The organism is Acidovorax sp. PRC11, assembly GCF_031844105.1.
Classification (GTDB): domain Bacteria; phylum Pseudomonadota; class Gammaproteobacteria; order Burkholderiales; family Burkholderiaceae_C; genus Paracidovorax.
The window spans coordinates 115,648-132,481 of sequence record NZ_JAUZUQ010000003.1; the positions used below are offsets into that span (position 1 = coordinate 115,648).

Here is a 16,834-nt window from a genome sequence, read left to right on the forward strand (position 1 = left end):
CACAATGCAAGAGGGAGGGATCGCCGTCGAGGGTCTGCGCACATCAGGCAGGCGCGGTTGTGCCAGCACGGGCAGCTTTTGCCCTGCGCATCAACAGGTACGCTGCGGGGATCACGAACAGCGACAACAGCGGCGCCGTCACCATCCCTCCGAGCATCGGTGCGGCGATGCGGCTCATGACCTCCGAGCCTGTCCCGCTGCTCCATACGATGGGCACGAGGCCAGCCAGGATCACCGCCACAGTCATGGCCTTGGGCCGCACGCGCAGCACTGCGCCCTCCTGGATCGCATCCAAGAGCTGCGCCAGCGTGGGCACTTCACCATTCGGGCAGCGCTCATGCAGCGCGTGCTTGAGGTAGATGAGCATCACAACGCCGAACTCCGCCGCGACGCCCGCCAGCGCAATGAACCCTACGCCCGTGGCGATCGACAGGTTGTAGCCCATCAGGTAGAGGAACCAAATCCCCCCGGTCAGGGCAAACGGAAGGGTTGCCATGATCAGCGCGGCCTCGTCCATTCTCGTGAACGTTAAGTACAAGAGCACGAAGATGATCAGGAGCGTGGCCGGCACCACCACCTTGAGGCGGGCATTGGCCCGCTCCAGGTATTCGAACTGGCCAGAGTACGCAACGCTCACGCCTGGCTCCAGTTTGACCTGGCGAGACACCGCTTCACGCAGCTCGTTCGCGACCGAGGCCAGGTCGCGCCCGCGAACGTCCACGTAGACCCATCCGGACGGACGTGCGTTTTCGCTTTTGAGCATTGGCGGCCCGTCGGTGATGGAGACCGTGGCGACAGTCCCGAGCGTGATCTGCTGGCCCATCGGCGTGGAAATCGGCAGTTGCGTCAGCCTCTGCGGGGAGTCCCGCCATTCGCGTGGGTAGCGCAGGTTGATCGGAAACCGGGCCAAGCCCTCCACGGTCTCCGCGATGTTCTCGCCGCCAATGGCACCTGAGACCATCGCCTGGACATCGGCCACGTTGAGGCCGTACCGGCCTGCCGCCGTGCGGTCAATGCGCACGTCCACATAGCGCCCACCGGTCAGCCGCTCCGCGAGCGACGACGTGACCCCCGGGATGCCCTTGGCCACCTGCTCGATCTGGGAGGCAATGTGGTCGATGACGCGCAGGTCGCTTCCGGTCACTTTGACCCCGATCGGGCTTTTGATGCCGGTCGCCAGCATGTCGATGCGGTTTCGGATGGGTGGAATCCAGATATTGGACAGGCCCGGGATCTTGACGGCCTTGTCCAGCTCCTCGATCAGGCCCTCGGGCGTCATGCCGGCGCGCCATTGGTCCCTGGGCTTGAGCTTGACGGTGGTCTCGAACATCTCCAGTGGCGCGGGGTCCGTCGCGGTCTCCGCGCGGCCCGCCTTGCCGAACACCCGCTCCACCTCGGGCACCGTCTTGATCATGCGGTTGCTCAGCTGCAGCAATTCCGTAGCCCTCTGCGCTGAGAGACCTGGGAGGGCCGAGGGCATGTACAGCAGGTCGCCCTCATCGAGGCGCGGCAGGAATTCGCCGCCCAGACGCGATAGCGGCCAAGCCGTGGTCGCAAGCGCCAGTACGGCGATGAACAGTGTCGCCTTGGGACGGCGCAGCACCCACTCCAGACAGGGCCTGTAGACGGCAATCAAAACACGGGTAATCGGGTTTTTTTGCTCATCCGGGATTCGGCCCCGGATCCAGTAGCCCATCAGGACGGGGATCAGCGTGACCGAAAGGCCTGCTGCAGCTGCCATCGCGTAGGTCTTGGTAAAGGCCAGCGGGCCGAACAAGCGGCCTTCCTGGGCTTCCAGGGTGAAGACCGGAACAAACGATAGCGTGATGATGAGCAGCGAAAAAAAGAGCGCAGGGCCCACCTCTTCAGCGGCTTCGGTGATGACGGTCCACCGCTCCTGGCCGACGAGCGCCTTGTCCGGGTGGGCGTGCTGCCAAGCCTCCAGCTTCTTGTGCGCGTTCTCGATCATCACCACGGCAGCGTCCACCATGGCGCCCACGGCGATCGCGATTCCGCCCAGGGACATGATGTTGGCGTTGATGCCCTGGTACCGCATGATCAGGAATGCGGTCGTGACCCCGAGCGGCAAGGAGATGATGGCCACCAGCGCCGAGCGCAGGTGCCACAGGAACACCACGCAGACCAGGGCGACCACGACGAACTCCTCCACCAGCTTGGTCGTGAGGTTGTGGATGGCGCGCTCGATCAGCGCACTGCGGTCGTAGGTCGTGACGACCTCGACCCCCTTGGGCAGGCTGTTTTGCAGTTCTGCGAGCTTGGCCTTGACGGCGGCAATCGTCTCCTGCGCGTTCTTGCCCGAACGCAGGATGACGACCCCGCCGGCCACCTCACCTTCTCCATCTAGCTCCGCGATCCCTCGCCGCATTTCCGGGCCGAGCTGAATGGTTGCCACGTCCCCCAGGCGAACGGCAATCCCCCCGCGCGTCACGAGCGGTACGGCCCTGAAATCCTCCAGTGTCTTGAGGTATCCGCTGGCGCGCACCATGTACTCCGCGCCCGCCAGCTCCAGCACGGCGCCGCCTGTCTCCTGATTGGCACCCATCAAGGCGTCGCGGACCTGTGCCTGTGTCAGCCCTTGGGCGGCCAGCTTGATGGGTTCGATCACCACCTGGTACTGCTTGACCATGCCTCCTACAGAGGCCACCTCGGCCACGTTGGGCAGGCTCTTGAGTTCGAACTTCAGGAACCAGTCCTGCAGCGCGCGCAACTGGGCGAGATCGTTCTTGCCGGTGCGATCCACCAGGGCGTACTGGTAGATCCAGCCCACCCCGGTTGCGTCGGGACCCAGCGCCGACTTGGCGGTGGCCGGAAGCCGGCCTTGCACCTGGTTCATGTATTCCAGCACCCGCGAACGCGCCCAGTACAGGTCGGTGCCGTCCTCGAACAGGATGTAGACGAAGGAGTCTCCAAAGAAGGAGAAGCCTCGCACCGTCTTGGCGCCGGGTACGGAGAGCATCGTGGTCGCCAGTGGGTAGGTCACCTGGTTCTCAACGATCTGGGGCGCTTGGCCCGGGTAAGTGGTTCGGATGATGACCTGCACGTCCGACAGGTCCGGCAGCGCATCCACAGGCGTGCTGCGTACAGCCCACACTCCCCACGCCGTGAGCATCACGGTGGCCAACAGCACCAGGAACCGGTTGAGGACGGACCAGCGGATCAGGCGCGCGATCATGGCTTGGCCCTTTCGATTGCGGTGATCACGAAGTCCGAACCTTTTTGCTCGAAGGTGAAACGCACCTGCTGCTCGGGTTTCACGGCCTTGGCGATCTCGGGACTTGCCAACTTGAAGGGCATGGTCATCGCCGGCCACTTCAACTCCGGCACGGCATCATGTGTGAGGGTCATCTCCGTAGGGGATACCTCGTCCACAACCCCGCGCACGGTAAAGCGCTTGGGGCCGGGCGCTGCAGCGCTCGTACCTTGGCCAACAGGCTCCTCGGGTCCGCTCGCTCCCGCTTGGGGCGGCACCACGCCGCGCAGGCTGGCCTCGGAATCGATCAGGAACTGCGCCGAGGCCACCACCTGCTGCCCCTCCGAAAGGCCGCTCAGGACCACCAACCGGTCCTCGATTTCGGCGCCCACCTGCAGCTCTACGGGGTGGTACTTGCCGGGGCCATCGACCACGTAGGCCAACGCACGTTTGCCGGTGCGGATCACCGCTTCGCTGGGCACGAGGAGCGCGGGTTGAGCCCGCCCCGGAAGAACCACCTGGCCTGACATCCCCGCCTTGAGCTTTTGGGCGGGATTGGGAAGCTCCAGGCGCACACGCACGGTGCGGGTGTCGCGGTTGGTCTCGGGCAGGATGCTCACGACCCGGGCCTTCAAGGTTTCGCCGGGGAACGCAGCCAGCCGCACCTGTGCATCCTGGCCGATCTGCAATGGACCGCTTTGCGCCTCCGGTACCGCCGCTTCGATCCACATGGTGGACAGGCCATTGACCCGCGCGAGACTCGCGCCGGCAGAAACCGTCATGCCTTGGCGCACCATGAGTTCAGCCACGAGCCCGCCCTGCGCAAAAGTGACCGTGAAGCGGCCCTGCGGTTCGCCTGTGCGTTCCACCTGCGCAATGACCGCTGCCGGCATGCCCAGAAGCGCCAGACGCTGGCGGGATGCAGCGGTCAGCGTGTCATCCTTGAGGGATCGCACCGCCAGGAACTCCCGCTGCGCGGCCACCCACTCGGGCAAAAGCAGCTCCGCCAGCGGGGCGCCGGCAGCCACCACGTCGCCGGGAGCGCGGGCGTACACGCGTTCAACGAATCCGGCCGCGCGCGCCTGGATGATGCTCACATCGCGATCGTTCAACTGCACGGTGCCCAGCACGTCCACGTCAGTTCCGATATCACGTCGCTCGACCAGCGCGGTGCGGATGCCCAGCGCCTGGACGGCTTTGGCCGAGACGCTCAAGCCCGGGCCCGACTGCGCATCCTCGTCCGCGTACTTGGGAACCAGTGCCATGTCCATGTAGGGGGATTTGCCCGGTTTGTCGAACTTCTGGGTCGGCACCATCGGGTCGTACCAGTACAGGACCTTGCGTTCGCTGGGCGCCGCAGCGCCCGAGGCATCCGGACCTGCCGGGTGGCTGGAGCCCAGGCGCCACTGGGCGCCAGCCCAGCCGATGGCGATGCCGATTGCCAGCAAGGCCGCAGCCAACGCGGTTTTCTTGAAAATTGGGGTCATGACGTTCTCCGTTCAGTCGGCGATGAGGCTGTTGAGGCGGGCGATCACCGCATTGCGCTGGGCCTGCAGGTCGATAAGGCGCATCTGGGTTTCCAGCACCTGGGTGCGCGCTGCCAGCACGGCGCCCACATCGCCTTTGGCGGCCTGGTAGCTGCTCAGTGCAAGCTCGGCACGTCCTTGTGCCAGCTTCATGCCGCTCGATTGCAGCCGCTCGATCTGGCTGTCGAGCGCCGCCAGCTCTGCGGCGCCATCGTCAAGCTCCTGCAGGTGTTTGCGCGTGAGGTCCTCCTGCTCGGCTTCCAGGCGCTGGAGTTCGATCTGCTTGGCCCGCGTCTGCGGAGCCTGCCTGCGCTCTTGCTGCCAAGGAAGATCGAACGTCACCTGGAAGGACACCATGTCACCCCACTGGCGTGCGCGGCGGCTGTACGCGATCTCCCAGGACCAGTCGCCGCTTGCTTGCGCTTGCGCTTCCCGGACGTCGGCCAGTGCCATGGCCTGCATGGCGGGGTACTGGGCGATCTCGGCATGGCGGCTCACCTCCGAGCGCAGTTGCTCCACTGTGCGGCTCAGCGGACCGGGGGCGCCCTGCAACTGCTCAGTGGCTCGCGTGCCCACCCAGCGCCGCAAGGCCGATCTGGCCCGCGCACGGTCGCGCTGCAAGTCGTCCCTGCGATCCGCCAGGGCTAGCGCCTCTTGGCGCGCCACCAGCAGATCGCCAGCGGCTGCAGAGCCGCCGGCGATGCGCACCGCCATGGTGTCCTGCAGCCGCTGGTTCTGCGTCAGCATTTCGGCCAGCAGTTCATCGCGCTGTTCGATGGCCTGCGCAAGGATCCAGGCCTGGCTCAACTCTTGGCGAAGCGCCAGCCGCTGGGAGGCCAAGGCGGCGCTTTCGCGCGCGACCCTGGCCTGAGCGCCTGCAATCTGCGCATCGCGCTTGGCCCGGTTGGGAACTTCCTGCATCAGCGCCAGGCGCTGCATGGTCATGGATTCCCGGCTCAGGCTGAAGCGGTCCATGCCGCTGATCGGGAAATTCTCCAACCCCACCGAGAGCTTCGGATCAGGGAGCGTCCCTGCAGATTTTTGGGCACTGCTCGCCGCGTCGATCTGAAGCCGCAGGGCCGTGATCCGGGGACTGTGCTGTTCGGCAAGGTCCAGTGCCTCGCCGAACTCCAATGCACGTGCGGGGTTGCTGGCCAGGCCCGTGGCGGCCAGCACGAACGCCAGGGCGGTCAGATGAAGGGTGTGAGTGCGCGCAGAAACGCGCGGGGCAGCGCGCCGGGGCGCAGCCAGGCACTCGCCAGGAGCGCCGAAACATGAGATGGGCATGATGGTCCTCGGAATTCAATGAGCACGAAGTCGGACAGGTGCACAAGCTGCCCACAGGGCGGCTCGCACGCTGCACGCGCTCAATTCCGGAAGACCTGGTGTGTCAGATAGATAGGGGGGGACCCCTCTCGCTGGTCCGCCGCCGCATAGACGGATCGGGGGTCTGCCAGGCGCTGGGCATCCACTACCTGCGGAAGAAAATAGGCCATCCAGATGGCCTGCGCAGCCATTGCCTGCAGGTCTATGCCTTGCAGAGAAGACACCGACTGGCTGTCATCGTCGCAGTGGGCCCGGCACAGCTGGGGATCCTGCTCATCCATGGTGCCGGCCATTGCGTGGCATTCCGGCATGGAAGCCATCCCCACGGCTTCCTCCATGGCCATCCCTGCCTTTTGCATGGACAGGGCATGGGCTGCGGAGTCGATCTGCGGGCAGGCATAGGCGGACAATGCCACCTGCATCAAAAGCAACGCCGCCACCAGGACGCTGGAAATCCAGCGCCCCCGGCGAGACTTGGGGCTTCTGACGAAGATCATGGCGCGATGGTACCTAATTGGCGGTCCGCAGGGTTAACCCATGTCAACTCCGCGCGTGGTCCCTCAGCCCTTGCGCAGCCTGAGCGCGTTGGCGATCACCGATGCGGAACTCAGGCTCATCGCCAGGGCCGCGATCATGGGTGACAGCAGCCAGCCGGTGAATGGGTACAGCAGGCCAGCGGCAAGCGGGATGCCCAGGGCGTTGTAGAGAAACGCAAACATCAGGTTCTGCTTCATGTTGCCCACCGTGGACTCTGACAGCTCCCGCGCCATGGAGATGCCGCGCAGATCGCCCTTGACCAGAGTGACCTGGGCACTGTTCATCGCGACATCCGTGCCCGTTCCCATCGCAATGCCCACGTCCGCCTTGGCCAGCGCCGGGGCATCGTTGATGCCGTCACCGGCCATGGCCACGACACGGCCCTCGGCCTGGAGCCTGGAGACCAGAGCCAGCTTGTCTGCTGGCTTGACCTCGCCATGGACCTCATCGATCCCCAGCTTCGCGCCCACGGCCTTGGCCGTGGTCATGCCGTCCCCGGTCGCCATCACAATGCGCAATCCCGCCGCATGCAGCGCCGCCAAAGCCTCAGGAGTGCTCGCCTTGACGGCATCAGACACCGCCAGCAGTCCCTGCAATTGCCCATCAGCTGCAAGGTACATGACGCTGGCACCCGTGGCACGCAGCGCTTCGGCCTGCGGCAGCAGAGGCTCGGCCGAGACGCCCGCCTGTTCCATGAGAACCGTGTTGCCCAGCGCGAGCTTGCGGCCGCCGACACTGCCTTTGACGCCGATACCCGAGCCCGACTCGAAATCCTGTGGTTTGTCGAGCGCCAGTCCCTTGGCACGGGCTGCTTGCACGATGGCGTCCGCCAGGGGATGTTCACTGCCCTGGTCCAGACTGGCCGCCAGGCGCAGAACCTCGTCCTCCGACACGCCGGGCATGGCCACGACACGCTCAAACGACGGCTTGCCCTCGGTGAGGGTTCCCGTCTTGTCCACGATCAGGGTGTCCACCTTGCGCAGGTTCTCGATGGCTGCAGCGTCCCTGAACAGCACGCCACAGGTGGCGCCGCGTCCCGTAGCCACCATGATGGACATGGGCGTGGCCAGCCCGAGTGCGCAGGGGCAGGCAATGATGAGGACCGCGACGGCGTTGACAAGCCCATAGACCCAGCGCGGTTCGGGACCGAAAAGACCCCAGGCTACGAAGGTGAGCAGCGCGATGGCCACGACGGCCATCACGAAGTACCCGGCCACCTGGTCCGCCATGCGCTGCATGGGAGCGCGCGAGCGCTGCGCCTGGGAGACCATCTGCACGATCTGCGACAACATGGTCGCAGAGCCCACCCGCTCGGACCGGATCACGAGCGCGCCGTTGGTATTGAGGGTAGCGCCGATCACCGCGTCGCCCGGTCCTTTGACGACAGGCACGGGCTCCCCGGTGAGCATCGCCTCGTCCACGGCGCTGCTGCCTTCGACCACGACCCCGTCCACGGGCACCTTCTCGCCCGGCCGCACGCGCAAAAGATCGCCGACGTGGACATGGGACAGAGGCACGTCGCTCTCTTGGCCATTGGCATCGATGCGGCGTGCCGTCTTGGGCGCCAGGCCCAGCAGGGATTTGATGGCCGCCGAGGTCTGCGAGCGGGCTTTGAGCTCCAGCATTTGTCCCAGGAGCGTCAGCGAGATGATCACCGCCGCTGCCTCGAAGTAGACAGCCACCCGGCCCATCGCCTGGAAAGAGGCTGGGAAAACGCCAGGCGCGACGGTGGCCACCACGCTGTACACGAAGGCGGCACCGGTGCCCAGGCTGATGAGCGTCCACATGTTGGGACTGCGGCTCACGATGGATTGGGCACCGCGCATGAAAAACGGCCATCCCGCCCACAGCACGATCGGCACCGTCAACACAAGCTCTATCCAGCTTTGCGTGGCCATCTCGAACCATTGCAGTCGATGGCCGACCATGGCCAGGAAGGTGACGACCAGGGTCAGGGGCAAAGTCCACCAGAAGCGGCGCCGGAAATCCACCAGCTCGGAGTTCTCGCCTTCCTCCAGCGTCGGCAGCAATGGCTCCAGCGTCATCCCGCATTTGGGGCAGTTGCCGGGGTGGTCCTGCTGTACCTCCGGGTGCATGGGGCAGGTGTACACGGCGCCCGGCTCGGCGGCCGGCCCGGTCGCGGGAGGCGGCGCGCTTTCGGGCGGATGGGCCACGAATTTGTGCGGGTCTTCGATGAAGCGGGAGCGGCACTTTGCACTGCAAAAGTAGTAGTGGTTGCCCATGTGGCCCGTGGAATGCGGCGACTGATCGGTCACTGCCATCCCGCACACGGGATCTTTGAGACCCGGCGGCGGGTTCTGCACCTGCGGACCGTTGCCTGTCGGATGGTGATGTCCGTGGTGACTCCCGTGACCGTGATCGTGATCGTGCGACGTGTCAGCTGCCATGGAAAACTCCTTGTGTTGTTCTGCTTGGACCTGCAAAAGCGACCTCAAGTACAGGAAAGCTTGCGTGACCCTGTGCCCTGCGAGGTAACCGAAAAGCGCATGACGCAACCATAGAGCCTGACACGATGGGAATGTCAAGGGGGATTGGTCTTGCGCTTGATCCATCGCACACCAGCGTTGCGCCATCCGACCAGGCCTCGCCAATGAACGCTGCCCCGGCCCTGGACACGTTCCACGGCACGGGGCAGCAACGCAAGCGTCGAAACGGCTACTTTGCGGATCCAGTGGCCGCCTTGCCACTGCGGGCGAGGAACGCATCCAGCACAGCGATTTCCTTCTTCTGAGCCGAAATGATGTCCTTGGCCATCTTGAGCATCTGTGGGTCCTTGCCGTCGCGCAGTTCGCTCTCGGCCATGTCGATGGCCCCCTGGTGGTGGATGCGCATCATCTGTGCGAAGTCCACGTCTGCATTGCCGGTCATCGGGATCGCGGCCATCTTCTCGTTGTTCTCCTTCATCATGGCCTTCATGTCCATCTTGCCGGCAGCTGCGGAGTGATCCATCCCGCCCTTGCCGGCGGAGTGCGCGGCTGTCTGGGCGTGCAGGGCCAGGGGCGAGGCGAGCGCGCCGAAAACAACGGCTGCGGCCAGGATGCGCTTGTGTCTCAGGACTGGTTTTGGCATGGGGTTCTCCTGCTCGTCCGCGAGCTTCAGTGGCTCGCCATGGCGGCGCACTCATCGGCGCAGCGGTAGCACGCCTTGGCGCAGTCCTTGCAGTGCTGCGCTTCATGCTTGGCACATTCGTCGCCGCAAGCTCGGCAGATCTTGGCGCACAGCGCGCAGATGGCCTGCGCTTGTTCGCTGTTGCGGGCCATCGCATTGGCGGCCAGGCTGCAGATGGCGGCGCAGTCCACATCGAGTGCAATGCACCGGGCCATCATCTTCACGTCCTCTTCTTGAAGACAGGCGGCAAAGCACTGGTTGCACGCGGCAGCGCAGTCGAAACAGGCCTGGATGCAACTCTGATGGGGGGTCGAGGTAGAGGTCATAGGTATCTCCTTGTGATCGTTCGAAGGGGTTTTGCGGAACGCAAATCCTGCGCATTTGCAGCGCGAGGAACGGTCATCTTCTGCGTCAGTGCGCGGCGCGCGCTGTAGGCAAGCGCCGACGATTGACCTCTGGATGGCAGGTTTTTTGCGCTGGGGGCGCTGAGGATTACGAGGAGATTTCAGAACCGTAATCGCAAGGTCATCTCTGGGTTCGCGACCGATTTCTAGACTTCTTTCCATGGCGCAAAAAGCGCTATCTGGAAGGTCCATATCGGGCATCCGGCCACCCAGGAGAACCATCATGAAAACCCGCACCGCACTCATCGCTGCCAGCCTCGCCATCTCGGCCGGCGCATCGTTCGCAACCTCGGTCTACCACCCCAGCGCAAGCCAGGAAGAAGGCGTGAGCCTTGCCGCCGATCACCTGGGCGGCGCGGTCTCGCGCCAAGCCGTACAAGGCGCTGTTATCGCTGCGCAGCAAGACGGCTCTTTGCACTGGATCAGCCGTGGTTACCCGGCCACGTACCCGTTGGTGAAAGGACCGGCCCTCACCAAGACGCGCCAGCAGGTCAGCGGTGAGCTGCAAGCGGCAAAGCGCAGTCCCGTCACGCAAGACGGTGTGCGCGATCTCGGTGGCGAAGCCGGCTGGGTGGATGCCCGCCAACTGCCCTGAGGTCCGCTGACCGCTTGCCACTGAAGTGGCCCGAGCGTCTCCAATGTTCGTCATTCACAACGAAGGAAATCCCATGAAACTCCACTCCGCCCTTATCGTTCTATCCCTCATTGCTGCGCCGGCTGCGTTCGCTTCGGACCAAACAGCCAACTCCAAAACCCGCGATCAGGTGCGCGCCGAGCTGCTGCAAGCGGTGCAAAGCGGCGACATGCTGGCCTCGGGCGAATCAGGCCTGACCCTCAAGCAGCTCAACCCGGGTGCTTACCCCTTGACTTCACCCGCTGCGGGCGCCAAGACCCGTGCACAAGTGCAGGCCGAGCTGGTCCAAGCCATCCAAAGCGGCGACCTGATCGCAGTGGGTGAATCGGGCGCGCGGATGAGCGAGCTGCAGCCCGCACGTTACCCCGCAGTGGCAGCGGGGCCGACGAAGACCCGTGAACAGGTCCAACGCGAACTCGCGCAAGCCATGGCCGAGGGTGAGGTGGTTGCCGTGGGCGAAGACGGTCGCACGCTCCACGAGATGTATCCCGAGCGGTACCACGCTGCGCTCCCGGGCGCAGTGGCGGCCAGCTCTCATGCAAGCCCGCAATCGTCCAGTTTCTGAATCTGGTCTGGGCACGCCGTTGCGGCGAGCCGGGTCACGGCACCTGGCTCACCGGTCTCAGGTCTTTGGTTCGACAGCAAGGATCGCTCGCCGCACCTTCAAGGAAGCGTTCGTGGAAACTGCATGGTGAAGCGGGTCGCATCCTGCTCAGACTGCACCGTCAACTCCCCGCGATGGGCGCGCACGATGGCCTGCGTGATCGACAGGCCCAGCCCTGCGCCGTCCGAGTCCGCCTGGCGGCGAGACTTGTCTGCGCGAAAAAACCGGTCAAACAGCCGGGGCAGCATCTCCGGGTCGATGGCGGGCCCGGCATTGGCTACGTGCACGAACACATCGTTGGCCCTTGCTTCCAGCCTTACCTTGACCGTGGTATCGCTGGGCGCATGCCGGATGGCGTTGGACAGCAGGTTGCTCAGCGCCCTGCGCAGCATGAGCCGGTCGCCCGAGATCTGCGCCGTCCCATCGAACGCGAGCCGCACGTGCTTTTCGTCGGCCAGCGCCTCATAGAACTCAAACAGCGCCTGCACCTCTGCATGGACCGCGATGGGCTCCGTGGTCGGCAGGATCAGGCCATGGTCTGCCTTGGCGAGAAACAGCATGTCCGCCACCATCCGCGCCAGGCGCTGGTACTCCTCGGCATTGGACGCCAGGGTCTCGCGGTACTCCTGCGCGGTGCGCGCCTGGCTGAGCGTGACCTGGGTTTGCGTCATCAGGGTGTTGATGGGGGTGCGCAACTCGTGCGCCAGGTCCGAGGAGAACTCCGACAGCCGGTCAAAGTCGTCCTTGAGCCGGCGCAGCATTTCGTTGAGGGTGGACGCGAGGTCGCTCATCTCTATCGGAAACTCCTGCGTGGGCATGCGCTCGTCCAGCCGTTGCGCGGTGATGGCCATTGCCCTGGATCGCATGGCACGCAGGGGCGCCAGCCCGTTCTTGGCGGCCCACCAGCCCAGCAAGCCGGCGACGAGCGTGGCCAGAAGCACGTATACCACCAGCGCCTGGATAAGCGACTGCATGAAGTGCTTGTGGTGCGCGATATCGAGCGCCACCCAGACTTCCAGCGGCGCACCTGACGATCCTGCCGGCATCATTGCTTGCGTCATTCCCCGGTACTCATGGTTTCCATCCTCCCACGCGGCAACTCCCAGGCGTGCAGTGCGCGTCCTCTGCGCGGTGTCGCGCGGAAACTCGAAGTTTGCGGTCGCGTAGACGACCTTGCCCTCGCGAAGCACGCTCACATAGAGGCCCTCGTGGCTGTGCAGCACATCGTCGAGGCGAACCTGCAGGTCCTGTGCAGAACTCGCCTTGCTGATCACCTCGCGCGTCAGGTGGATTTTGTCGCGCAACGCGTCCCGGTCGAGCTCCACAAAGTGCCGGTCGATGGAAATGGCCACCATGGTGCCCAGCCCGACCAGCACCAGCCCGGAGGCCAGCGTAAAAAATGCCGTCAGCCGGGTCGTCAGCGAATACCGCGCGGTCACTCGCCGTCCTCCGGTGCCTCAAGGACATAGCCCATGCCCCGCACGGTCTGGATGAGCTTGATGTCATAGGCGTCATCGATCTTGGCGCGCAGGCGGCGCATCGCCACCTCGATGACGTTCGAATCGCTGTCGAAATTCATGTCCCAGACCTGGGAGGCAATCAGCGAGCGCGGCAGGACTTCACCGTGCCGGCGCATCAGCAGTTCCAGGAGCCCGAACTCCTTGGCCGTGAGGTCGATGCGCTTGCCCGCGCGGCCCACGCGCCTGCGCAGCAGATCCAGCTCCAGGTCCGCCACTTGCAGCACAGTGACTTCGGTGCCGTTGCGCCCGCGCCGCAAGATCGTGCGCACCCGTGCGAGCAACTCCGCGAACGAAAAGGGCTTGACCAGGTAGTCGTCGGCGCCCAGTTCCAACCCTTTGACGCGGTCTTGCACCTGGTCCTTGGCGGTGAGGAACAGCACGGGCATTTCCTGCCCGCCCCGGCGCAGGCTCTTGAGGACCTGCCAGCCGTCCATGCCAGGCAGCATCACGTCGAGAATCACGAGGTCGTAGTCGCCTTCCTGGGCCATGTGCAACCCGTCCACCCCGTTGTGAACCAGATCGGCATTGAAGCCCGCCTCGCGCAAGCCCTGGCGCAGGTATTCCCCGGCTTTGATCTCATCCTCGACGATCAATATCTTCACAAAAGACTCTCCTGGCGCAAACGTGTGTGGCCGCCAGTGTGCCTCCAGACACCGTAGCTTTCAGCGAGATAACAAAGAAGTAATCAAGCCGTTATGTCCCTGGTAGCAGGCCTCAAACAGAATGCCTTTCATCAAGAACGCATGGTGAAACTATGACCCATCCCTGGCTTTCACGACCTACCTCAAGCTACTGGCTGGCCGCTGGAATGCTGCTACCGTCCCTGGCCCTCGCGCAGGCACCAGATACGGCACCGAAGACGGACTACCCGTTGCAGTACAGCTCGGCCTTCTCGGACTACCAGGCCTACAAGGACCAGCCGGTGCAACCCTGGCGGGAGGCCAACGACAAGGTGGGCGAGATCGGCGGCTGGCGCGCTTACGCCAAGGAAATGCGCCAAACAGCGCCGGCTGGCGGGCAGGATCAGCCAGGCCAAGGCCATGACGCCCACCACGGAGGCAAGCAATGAGCCGGGCCGCGTCCATGCCCCGCACCAAGCTGTTGATCGCGCTGGCCGCCGTGGCGGTCTTGAGCGGCTGCGCCAGTGCGAACCTGGAGCAAAGCCTCTCCGATACCAACACGACCACCAAGAGTTTCACGGACGGGCAACTGAGCCTGGCGCGGGACGCCAAGGAGCGTGATGCCCTGCGCAGCCGTGCCTCCGATCTGCTGAGCAGGCCGCTCAGTCAAAAGGATGCGGTACAGCTCGCCCTGGTCAACAGTCCGGCCCTGCAAGCTGTCGTGGCACAGAACTGGGCGGATTCGGCCGCAGCCGCACAATCGGCGCGTATCGCCAACCCGATCTTGACCCTGGAGAGGGTCCGACTGGGCGATGAAACAGAGATCGGCCGCCTGCTGTCCTTTGGGCTGCTGGATCTGCTCACATTGCCGTCGCGCATCGGAGTCGCAGAGCGGCGCATCAAGCAAAACCAGCTCAAGCTCAGCGCCGAAGTGATCGATCAGGTCACGCAGGTACGCCAAGCCTGGGTCCGTGCGGTGGCCGCGCAGCAGACCCTGGCTTACACCCAACAGGTCTATGCCAGCGCGCAGGCCAGCGCCGAGCTGGCCAAACGCCTGCAGTCGGTGGGCAACTTCAACAAGCTCGACCGTGCCCGCCAGCAGGCGTTCTACGCTGATACCGCTACGCAGCTGGCCAGCGCACAGCACCAGACCACGGCCGCGAAGGAGGAGCTGGTGCGCCTGCTCGGCCTGGACGACAGCCAGGCGGCCATGCTGAAGTTGCCCGAGCGCCTTCCGGCCCTGCCCAAGGAACCCATGTCGGCGCAGGAGGCGGGTCGCCTGGCCTCCCAAGGCCGCCTGGATTTGCAGATTGCCAAGGCCGACTACGAAGCCGCTGCGCGTTCGCAGGGCTGGAACACGGTCACGACGTTCACCGACATCGAGCTGGGCGTGCGGCGCGATTCCGTGTTCGACGCCGCAGAAGGCACGCACCAAACCCGGCGCGGTTTCGAAATCAGCCTGCAACTGCCCATCTTCGACTGGGGCGGCGTCAAGCGCGACGCCATGAATGCCCAGACACTCGCAGCGGCCAACCGCCTGGAGGCCGCAGCACGGTCTGCCGGATCGAACCTGCGCGAGAGCTACTCGGCCTATCGCACTGCTTACGACATCGCCCGCCACCACCGCGACGAGGTCATTCCACTGAGAAAGACCATCTCCGAAGAAAACCAGCTTCGCTACAACGGGATGCTGATCAGTGTCTTCGAACTGCTGGCCGACTCCCGCGACCAGGTCAATTCGGTGATGGCCGCGCTCAACGCCGAGCAGCAGTTCTGGCAGGCCGACGCGGCCCTGCAGGCCTCACTCATCGGCAAACCCACCAGCGCCAGCGTGGCAGGCGGTGGAGGCGGCGGCACCGCCGAAGCTGCTGCCGGTCATTGATCCCCACTAGGAATCCACTCATGAATTCGAGAAGAGACTTTTTTCGGTTTGCAGGTATCGCGGGGGGAGCCGTAGCCGCCGCCAGTGTGAGCCGGGTGGCGATGGCCGCCTTGCCCGAGCCGGTGTTCCAGACGAGTCCGGACACCATGGCGCCCCTCGTGCCCAACAGCGGACGCCCTTACAACCCCGTGGTCACGCTCAATGGATGGACGCTGCCTTGGCGCATGAACCAGGGCGTCAAGGAATTCCATCTGGTGGCCGAGCCCGTGGTGCGAGAGATGGCGCCCGGCTTCAAGGCCCATCTCTGGGGGTACAACGGCCAGAGTCCTGGGCCGACCATTGAAGTGGTGGAAGGCGATCGCGTTCGCATTTTTGTGACGAACAAGCTGTCCGAGCACACCAGCATTCACTGGCACGGCCAGCGGCTGCCCAACGGCATGGATGGCGTAGCGGGCCTGAACCAGCCCGCGATTCAGCCGGGCAAGACCTTCGTTTACGAATTCGTCGCTCGCCGCCCCGGGACTTTCATGTACCACCCGCACGCGGACGAGATGACCCAGATGGCCATGGGCATGATGGGCTTCTGGATCACGCACCCCAAGGCCAAGCACCCGCTCATCGATGAGGTCAATCGGGACTTCTGCTTCCTGCTCAACGCCTACGACATCGATCCGGGCAGCTACACGCCCAAGATCATGACGATGCTGGACTTCAATCTGTGGAGCTGGAACAGCCGCATCTTCCCTGGGATCGATTCGCTGAACGTTCGTCTCAACGACAAGGTCCGCATTCGCATCGGCAACCTGACCATGACCAACCACCCCATCCACGTGCACGGGCACGAGTTCCTGGTCACCGGCACGGACGGCGGGCCCACGCCCAAGAGCACGCGGCTCTATGAGGTGACGACCGACGTTGCGGTGGGGCAGATGCGCCAGATCGAATTCGTGGCCGACGAGGAAGGCGACTGGGCGTTCCATTGCCACAAGAGCCACCACACGATGAACGCCATGGGCCACGACATTCCCACCATGATCGGGGTGGACCATCGAGGCGTGGCCAAGAAGATCAACAACCTCATCCCCGAGTACATGGTGATGGGCGAGCGCGGCATGGCGGACATGACGGAGATGGAAATGCCCATCCCGGACAACACCATTCCGATGATGACCGGCGAGGGTCCTTTTGGCTCGGTGGAGATGGGCGGCATGTTCAGCGTTCTGAAGGTGCGCCGTGACCAGAAACCTGGCGACTACAAGAACCCGGGTTGGTACAGGCACCCCGAGGGCACCGTCGCCTACGAGTACACGGGCCCGGTGGCCGAGCCATCGCGCTTCAAGGCCGAAGGCGGGCAATCCATGCCCCGCAAGGACAAAGGCTCCTCCGATACCGTGGTCAAGGTCAAGAAGCCTTCCGCGCACAGCGGCCACTGAAAAACGTT

The 16,834-nt window shown here is 64.5% G+C and carries 14 protein-coding genes; 5 read left to right on the forward strand and 9 right to left on the reverse strand.

What is annotated here, in order from left to right; all coding sequences use genetic code 11:
* Positions 1-43: 43 nt before the first annotated feature.
* From Q9R47_RS04495 to Q9R47_RS04525, 7 genes are all read right to left on the reverse strand, one after another.
* A complete protein-coding gene (locus Q9R47_RS04495) occupies positions 44-3,193 on the reverse strand; it encodes an efflux RND transporter permease subunit (RefSeq protein ID WP_311232010.1) in 3,150 nt (1,049 codons plus the stop codon).
* Positions 3,190-4,698 (reverse strand): efflux RND transporter periplasmic adaptor subunit, encoded by a 1,509-nt coding sequence (locus Q9R47_RS04500; protein ID WP_311232011.1) that lies wholly within the window; start codon positions 4,696-4,698, stop codon positions 3,190-3,192. Before Q9R47_RS04500 ends, Q9R47_RS04495 begins: the two co-directional genes overlap by 4 nt.
* A 12-nt stretch (positions 4,699-4,710) precedes the next feature.
* On the reverse strand, positions 4,711-6,024 hold the full coding sequence (locus Q9R47_RS04505) for a TolC family protein (protein ID WP_311232012.1): 1,314 nt from the start codon (positions 6,022-6,024) through the stop codon (positions 4,711-4,713).
* Between the two features lie 80 nt (positions 6,025-6,104).
* Entirely contained in the window at positions 6,105-6,560 is a 456-nt protein-coding gene (locus Q9R47_RS04510; RefSeq protein WP_311232013.1) for a hypothetical protein, read from the reverse strand.
* Positions 6,561-6,623: 63 nt separating this feature from the next.
* The gene (locus Q9R47_RS04515) at positions 6,624-8,882 is read right to left on the reverse strand and encodes a heavy metal translocating P-type ATPase (protein ID WP_404977100.1); all 2,259 of its coding nucleotides are present in this window, start codon (positions 8,880-8,882) and stop codon (positions 6,624-6,626) included.
* 394 nt (positions 8,883-9,276) lie between these two features.
* Positions 9,277-9,690, reverse strand: a complete 414-nt coding sequence (locus Q9R47_RS04520; RefSeq protein WP_311232015.1) for a DUF305 domain-containing protein — start codon at positions 9,688-9,690, stop codon at positions 9,277-9,279.
* 26 nt (positions 9,691-9,716) lie between these two features.
* Positions 9,717-10,055, reverse strand: a complete 339-nt coding sequence (locus tag Q9R47_RS04525; RefSeq protein WP_311232016.1) for a four-helix bundle copper-binding protein — start codon at positions 10,053-10,055, stop codon at positions 9,717-9,719.
* 301 nt (positions 10,056-10,356) lie between these two features.
* On the opposite strand from Q9R47_RS04525, the gene Q9R47_RS04530 reads away from it, so the two are divergent.
* Together Q9R47_RS04530 and Q9R47_RS04535 are read left to right on the forward strand one after the other, a co-directional pair.
* Positions 10,357-10,728, forward strand: coding sequence for a hypothetical protein (locus Q9R47_RS04530; RefSeq protein ID WP_311232017.1), 372 nt, complete (start codon positions 10,357-10,359; stop codon positions 10,726-10,728).
* A gap of 73 nt (positions 10,729-10,801) precedes the next feature.
* Positions 10,802-11,332 (forward strand): DUF4148 domain-containing protein, encoded by a 531-nt coding sequence (locus Q9R47_RS04535; RefSeq protein ID WP_311232018.1) that lies wholly within the window; start codon positions 10,802-10,804, stop codon positions 11,330-11,332.
* Positions 11,333-11,430: 98 nt separating this feature from the next.
* On the opposite strand, the gene Q9R47_RS04540 is transcribed toward Q9R47_RS04535, so the two are convergent.
* Both Q9R47_RS04540 and Q9R47_RS04545 read right to left on the reverse strand, forming a co-directional pair.
* Positions 11,431-12,810, reverse strand: a complete 1,380-nt coding sequence (locus Q9R47_RS04540; protein ID WP_311232019.1) for a heavy metal sensor histidine kinase — start codon at positions 12,808-12,810, stop codon at positions 11,431-11,433.
* Positions 12,807-13,493 (reverse strand): heavy metal response regulator transcription factor, encoded by a 687-nt coding sequence (locus Q9R47_RS04545; protein WP_311232020.1) that lies wholly within the window; start codon positions 13,491-13,493, stop codon positions 12,807-12,809. Before Q9R47_RS04545 ends, Q9R47_RS04540 begins: the two co-directional genes overlap by 4 nt.
* Before the next feature lie 206 nt (positions 13,494-13,699).
* On the opposite strand from Q9R47_RS04545, the gene Q9R47_RS04550 reads away from it, so the two are divergent.
* From Q9R47_RS04550 to Q9R47_RS04560, 3 genes are read left to right on the forward strand one after another with little or no spacing between them, the layout of a single operon-like run.
* Entirely contained in the window at positions 13,700-13,960 is a 261-nt protein-coding gene (locus Q9R47_RS04550; protein WP_311232021.1) for a hypothetical protein, read from the forward strand.
* A complete protein-coding gene (locus Q9R47_RS04555; RefSeq protein WP_311232022.1) occupies positions 13,957-15,393 on the forward strand; it encodes a TolC family protein in 1,437 nt (478 codons plus the stop codon). The genes Q9R47_RS04550 and Q9R47_RS04555 overlap by 4 nt, the downstream gene beginning before the upstream one ends.
* Positions 15,394-15,413: 20 nt before the next feature.
* The gene (locus Q9R47_RS04560; protein WP_311232023.1) at positions 15,414-16,826 is read left to right on the forward strand and encodes a copper oxidase; all 1,413 of its coding nucleotides are present in this window, start codon (positions 15,414-15,416) and stop codon (positions 16,824-16,826) included.
* Positions 16,827-16,834 lie beyond the last annotated feature (8 nt).

Coding starts and splice junctions, on each gene's coding strand:
- Q9R47_RS04495 (WP_311232010.1), bottom strand. CDS start 3,193: ATGATCGCGCGCCTGATCCGCTGGTCCGTCCTCAACCGGTTCCTGGTG.
- Q9R47_RS04500 (WP_311232011.1), bottom strand. CDS start 4,698: ATGACCCCAATTTTCAAGAAAACCGCGTTGGCTGCGGCCTTGCTGGCA.
- Q9R47_RS04505 (WP_311232012.1), bottom strand. CDS start 6,024: ATGCCCATCTCATGTTTCGGCGCTCCTGGCGAGTGCCTGGCTGCGCCC.
- Q9R47_RS04510 (WP_311232013.1), bottom strand. CDS start 6,560: ATGATCTTCGTCAGAAGCCCCAAGTCTCGCCGGGGGCGCTGGATTTCC.
- Q9R47_RS04515 (WP_404977100.1), bottom strand. CDS start 8,882: ATGGCAGTGACCGATCAGTCGCCGCATTCCACGGGCCACATGGGCAAC.
- Q9R47_RS04520 (WP_311232015.1), bottom strand. CDS start 9,690: ATGCCAAAACCAGTCCTGAGACACAAGCGCATCCTGGCCGCAGCCGTT.
- Q9R47_RS04525 (WP_311232016.1), bottom strand. CDS start 10,055: ATGACCTCTACCTCGACCCCCCATCAGAGTTGCATCCAGGCCTGTTTC.
- Q9R47_RS04530 (WP_311232017.1), top strand. CDS start 10,357: ATGAAAACCCGCACCGCACTCATCGCTGCCAGCCTCGCCATCTCGGCC.
- Q9R47_RS04535 (WP_311232018.1), top strand. CDS start 10,802: ATGAAACTCCACTCCGCCCTTATCGTTCTATCCCTCATTGCTGCGCCG.
- Q9R47_RS04550 (WP_311232021.1), top strand. CDS start 13,700: ATGCTGCTACCGTCCCTGGCCCTCGCGCAGGCACCAGATACGGCACCG.
- Q9R47_RS04555 (WP_311232022.1), top strand. CDS start 13,957: ATGAGCCGGGCCGCGTCCATGCCCCGCACCAAGCTGTTGATCGCGCTG.
- Q9R47_RS04560 (WP_311232023.1), top strand. CDS start 15,414: ATGAATTCGAGAAGAGACTTTTTTCGGTTTGCAGGTATCGCGGGGGGA.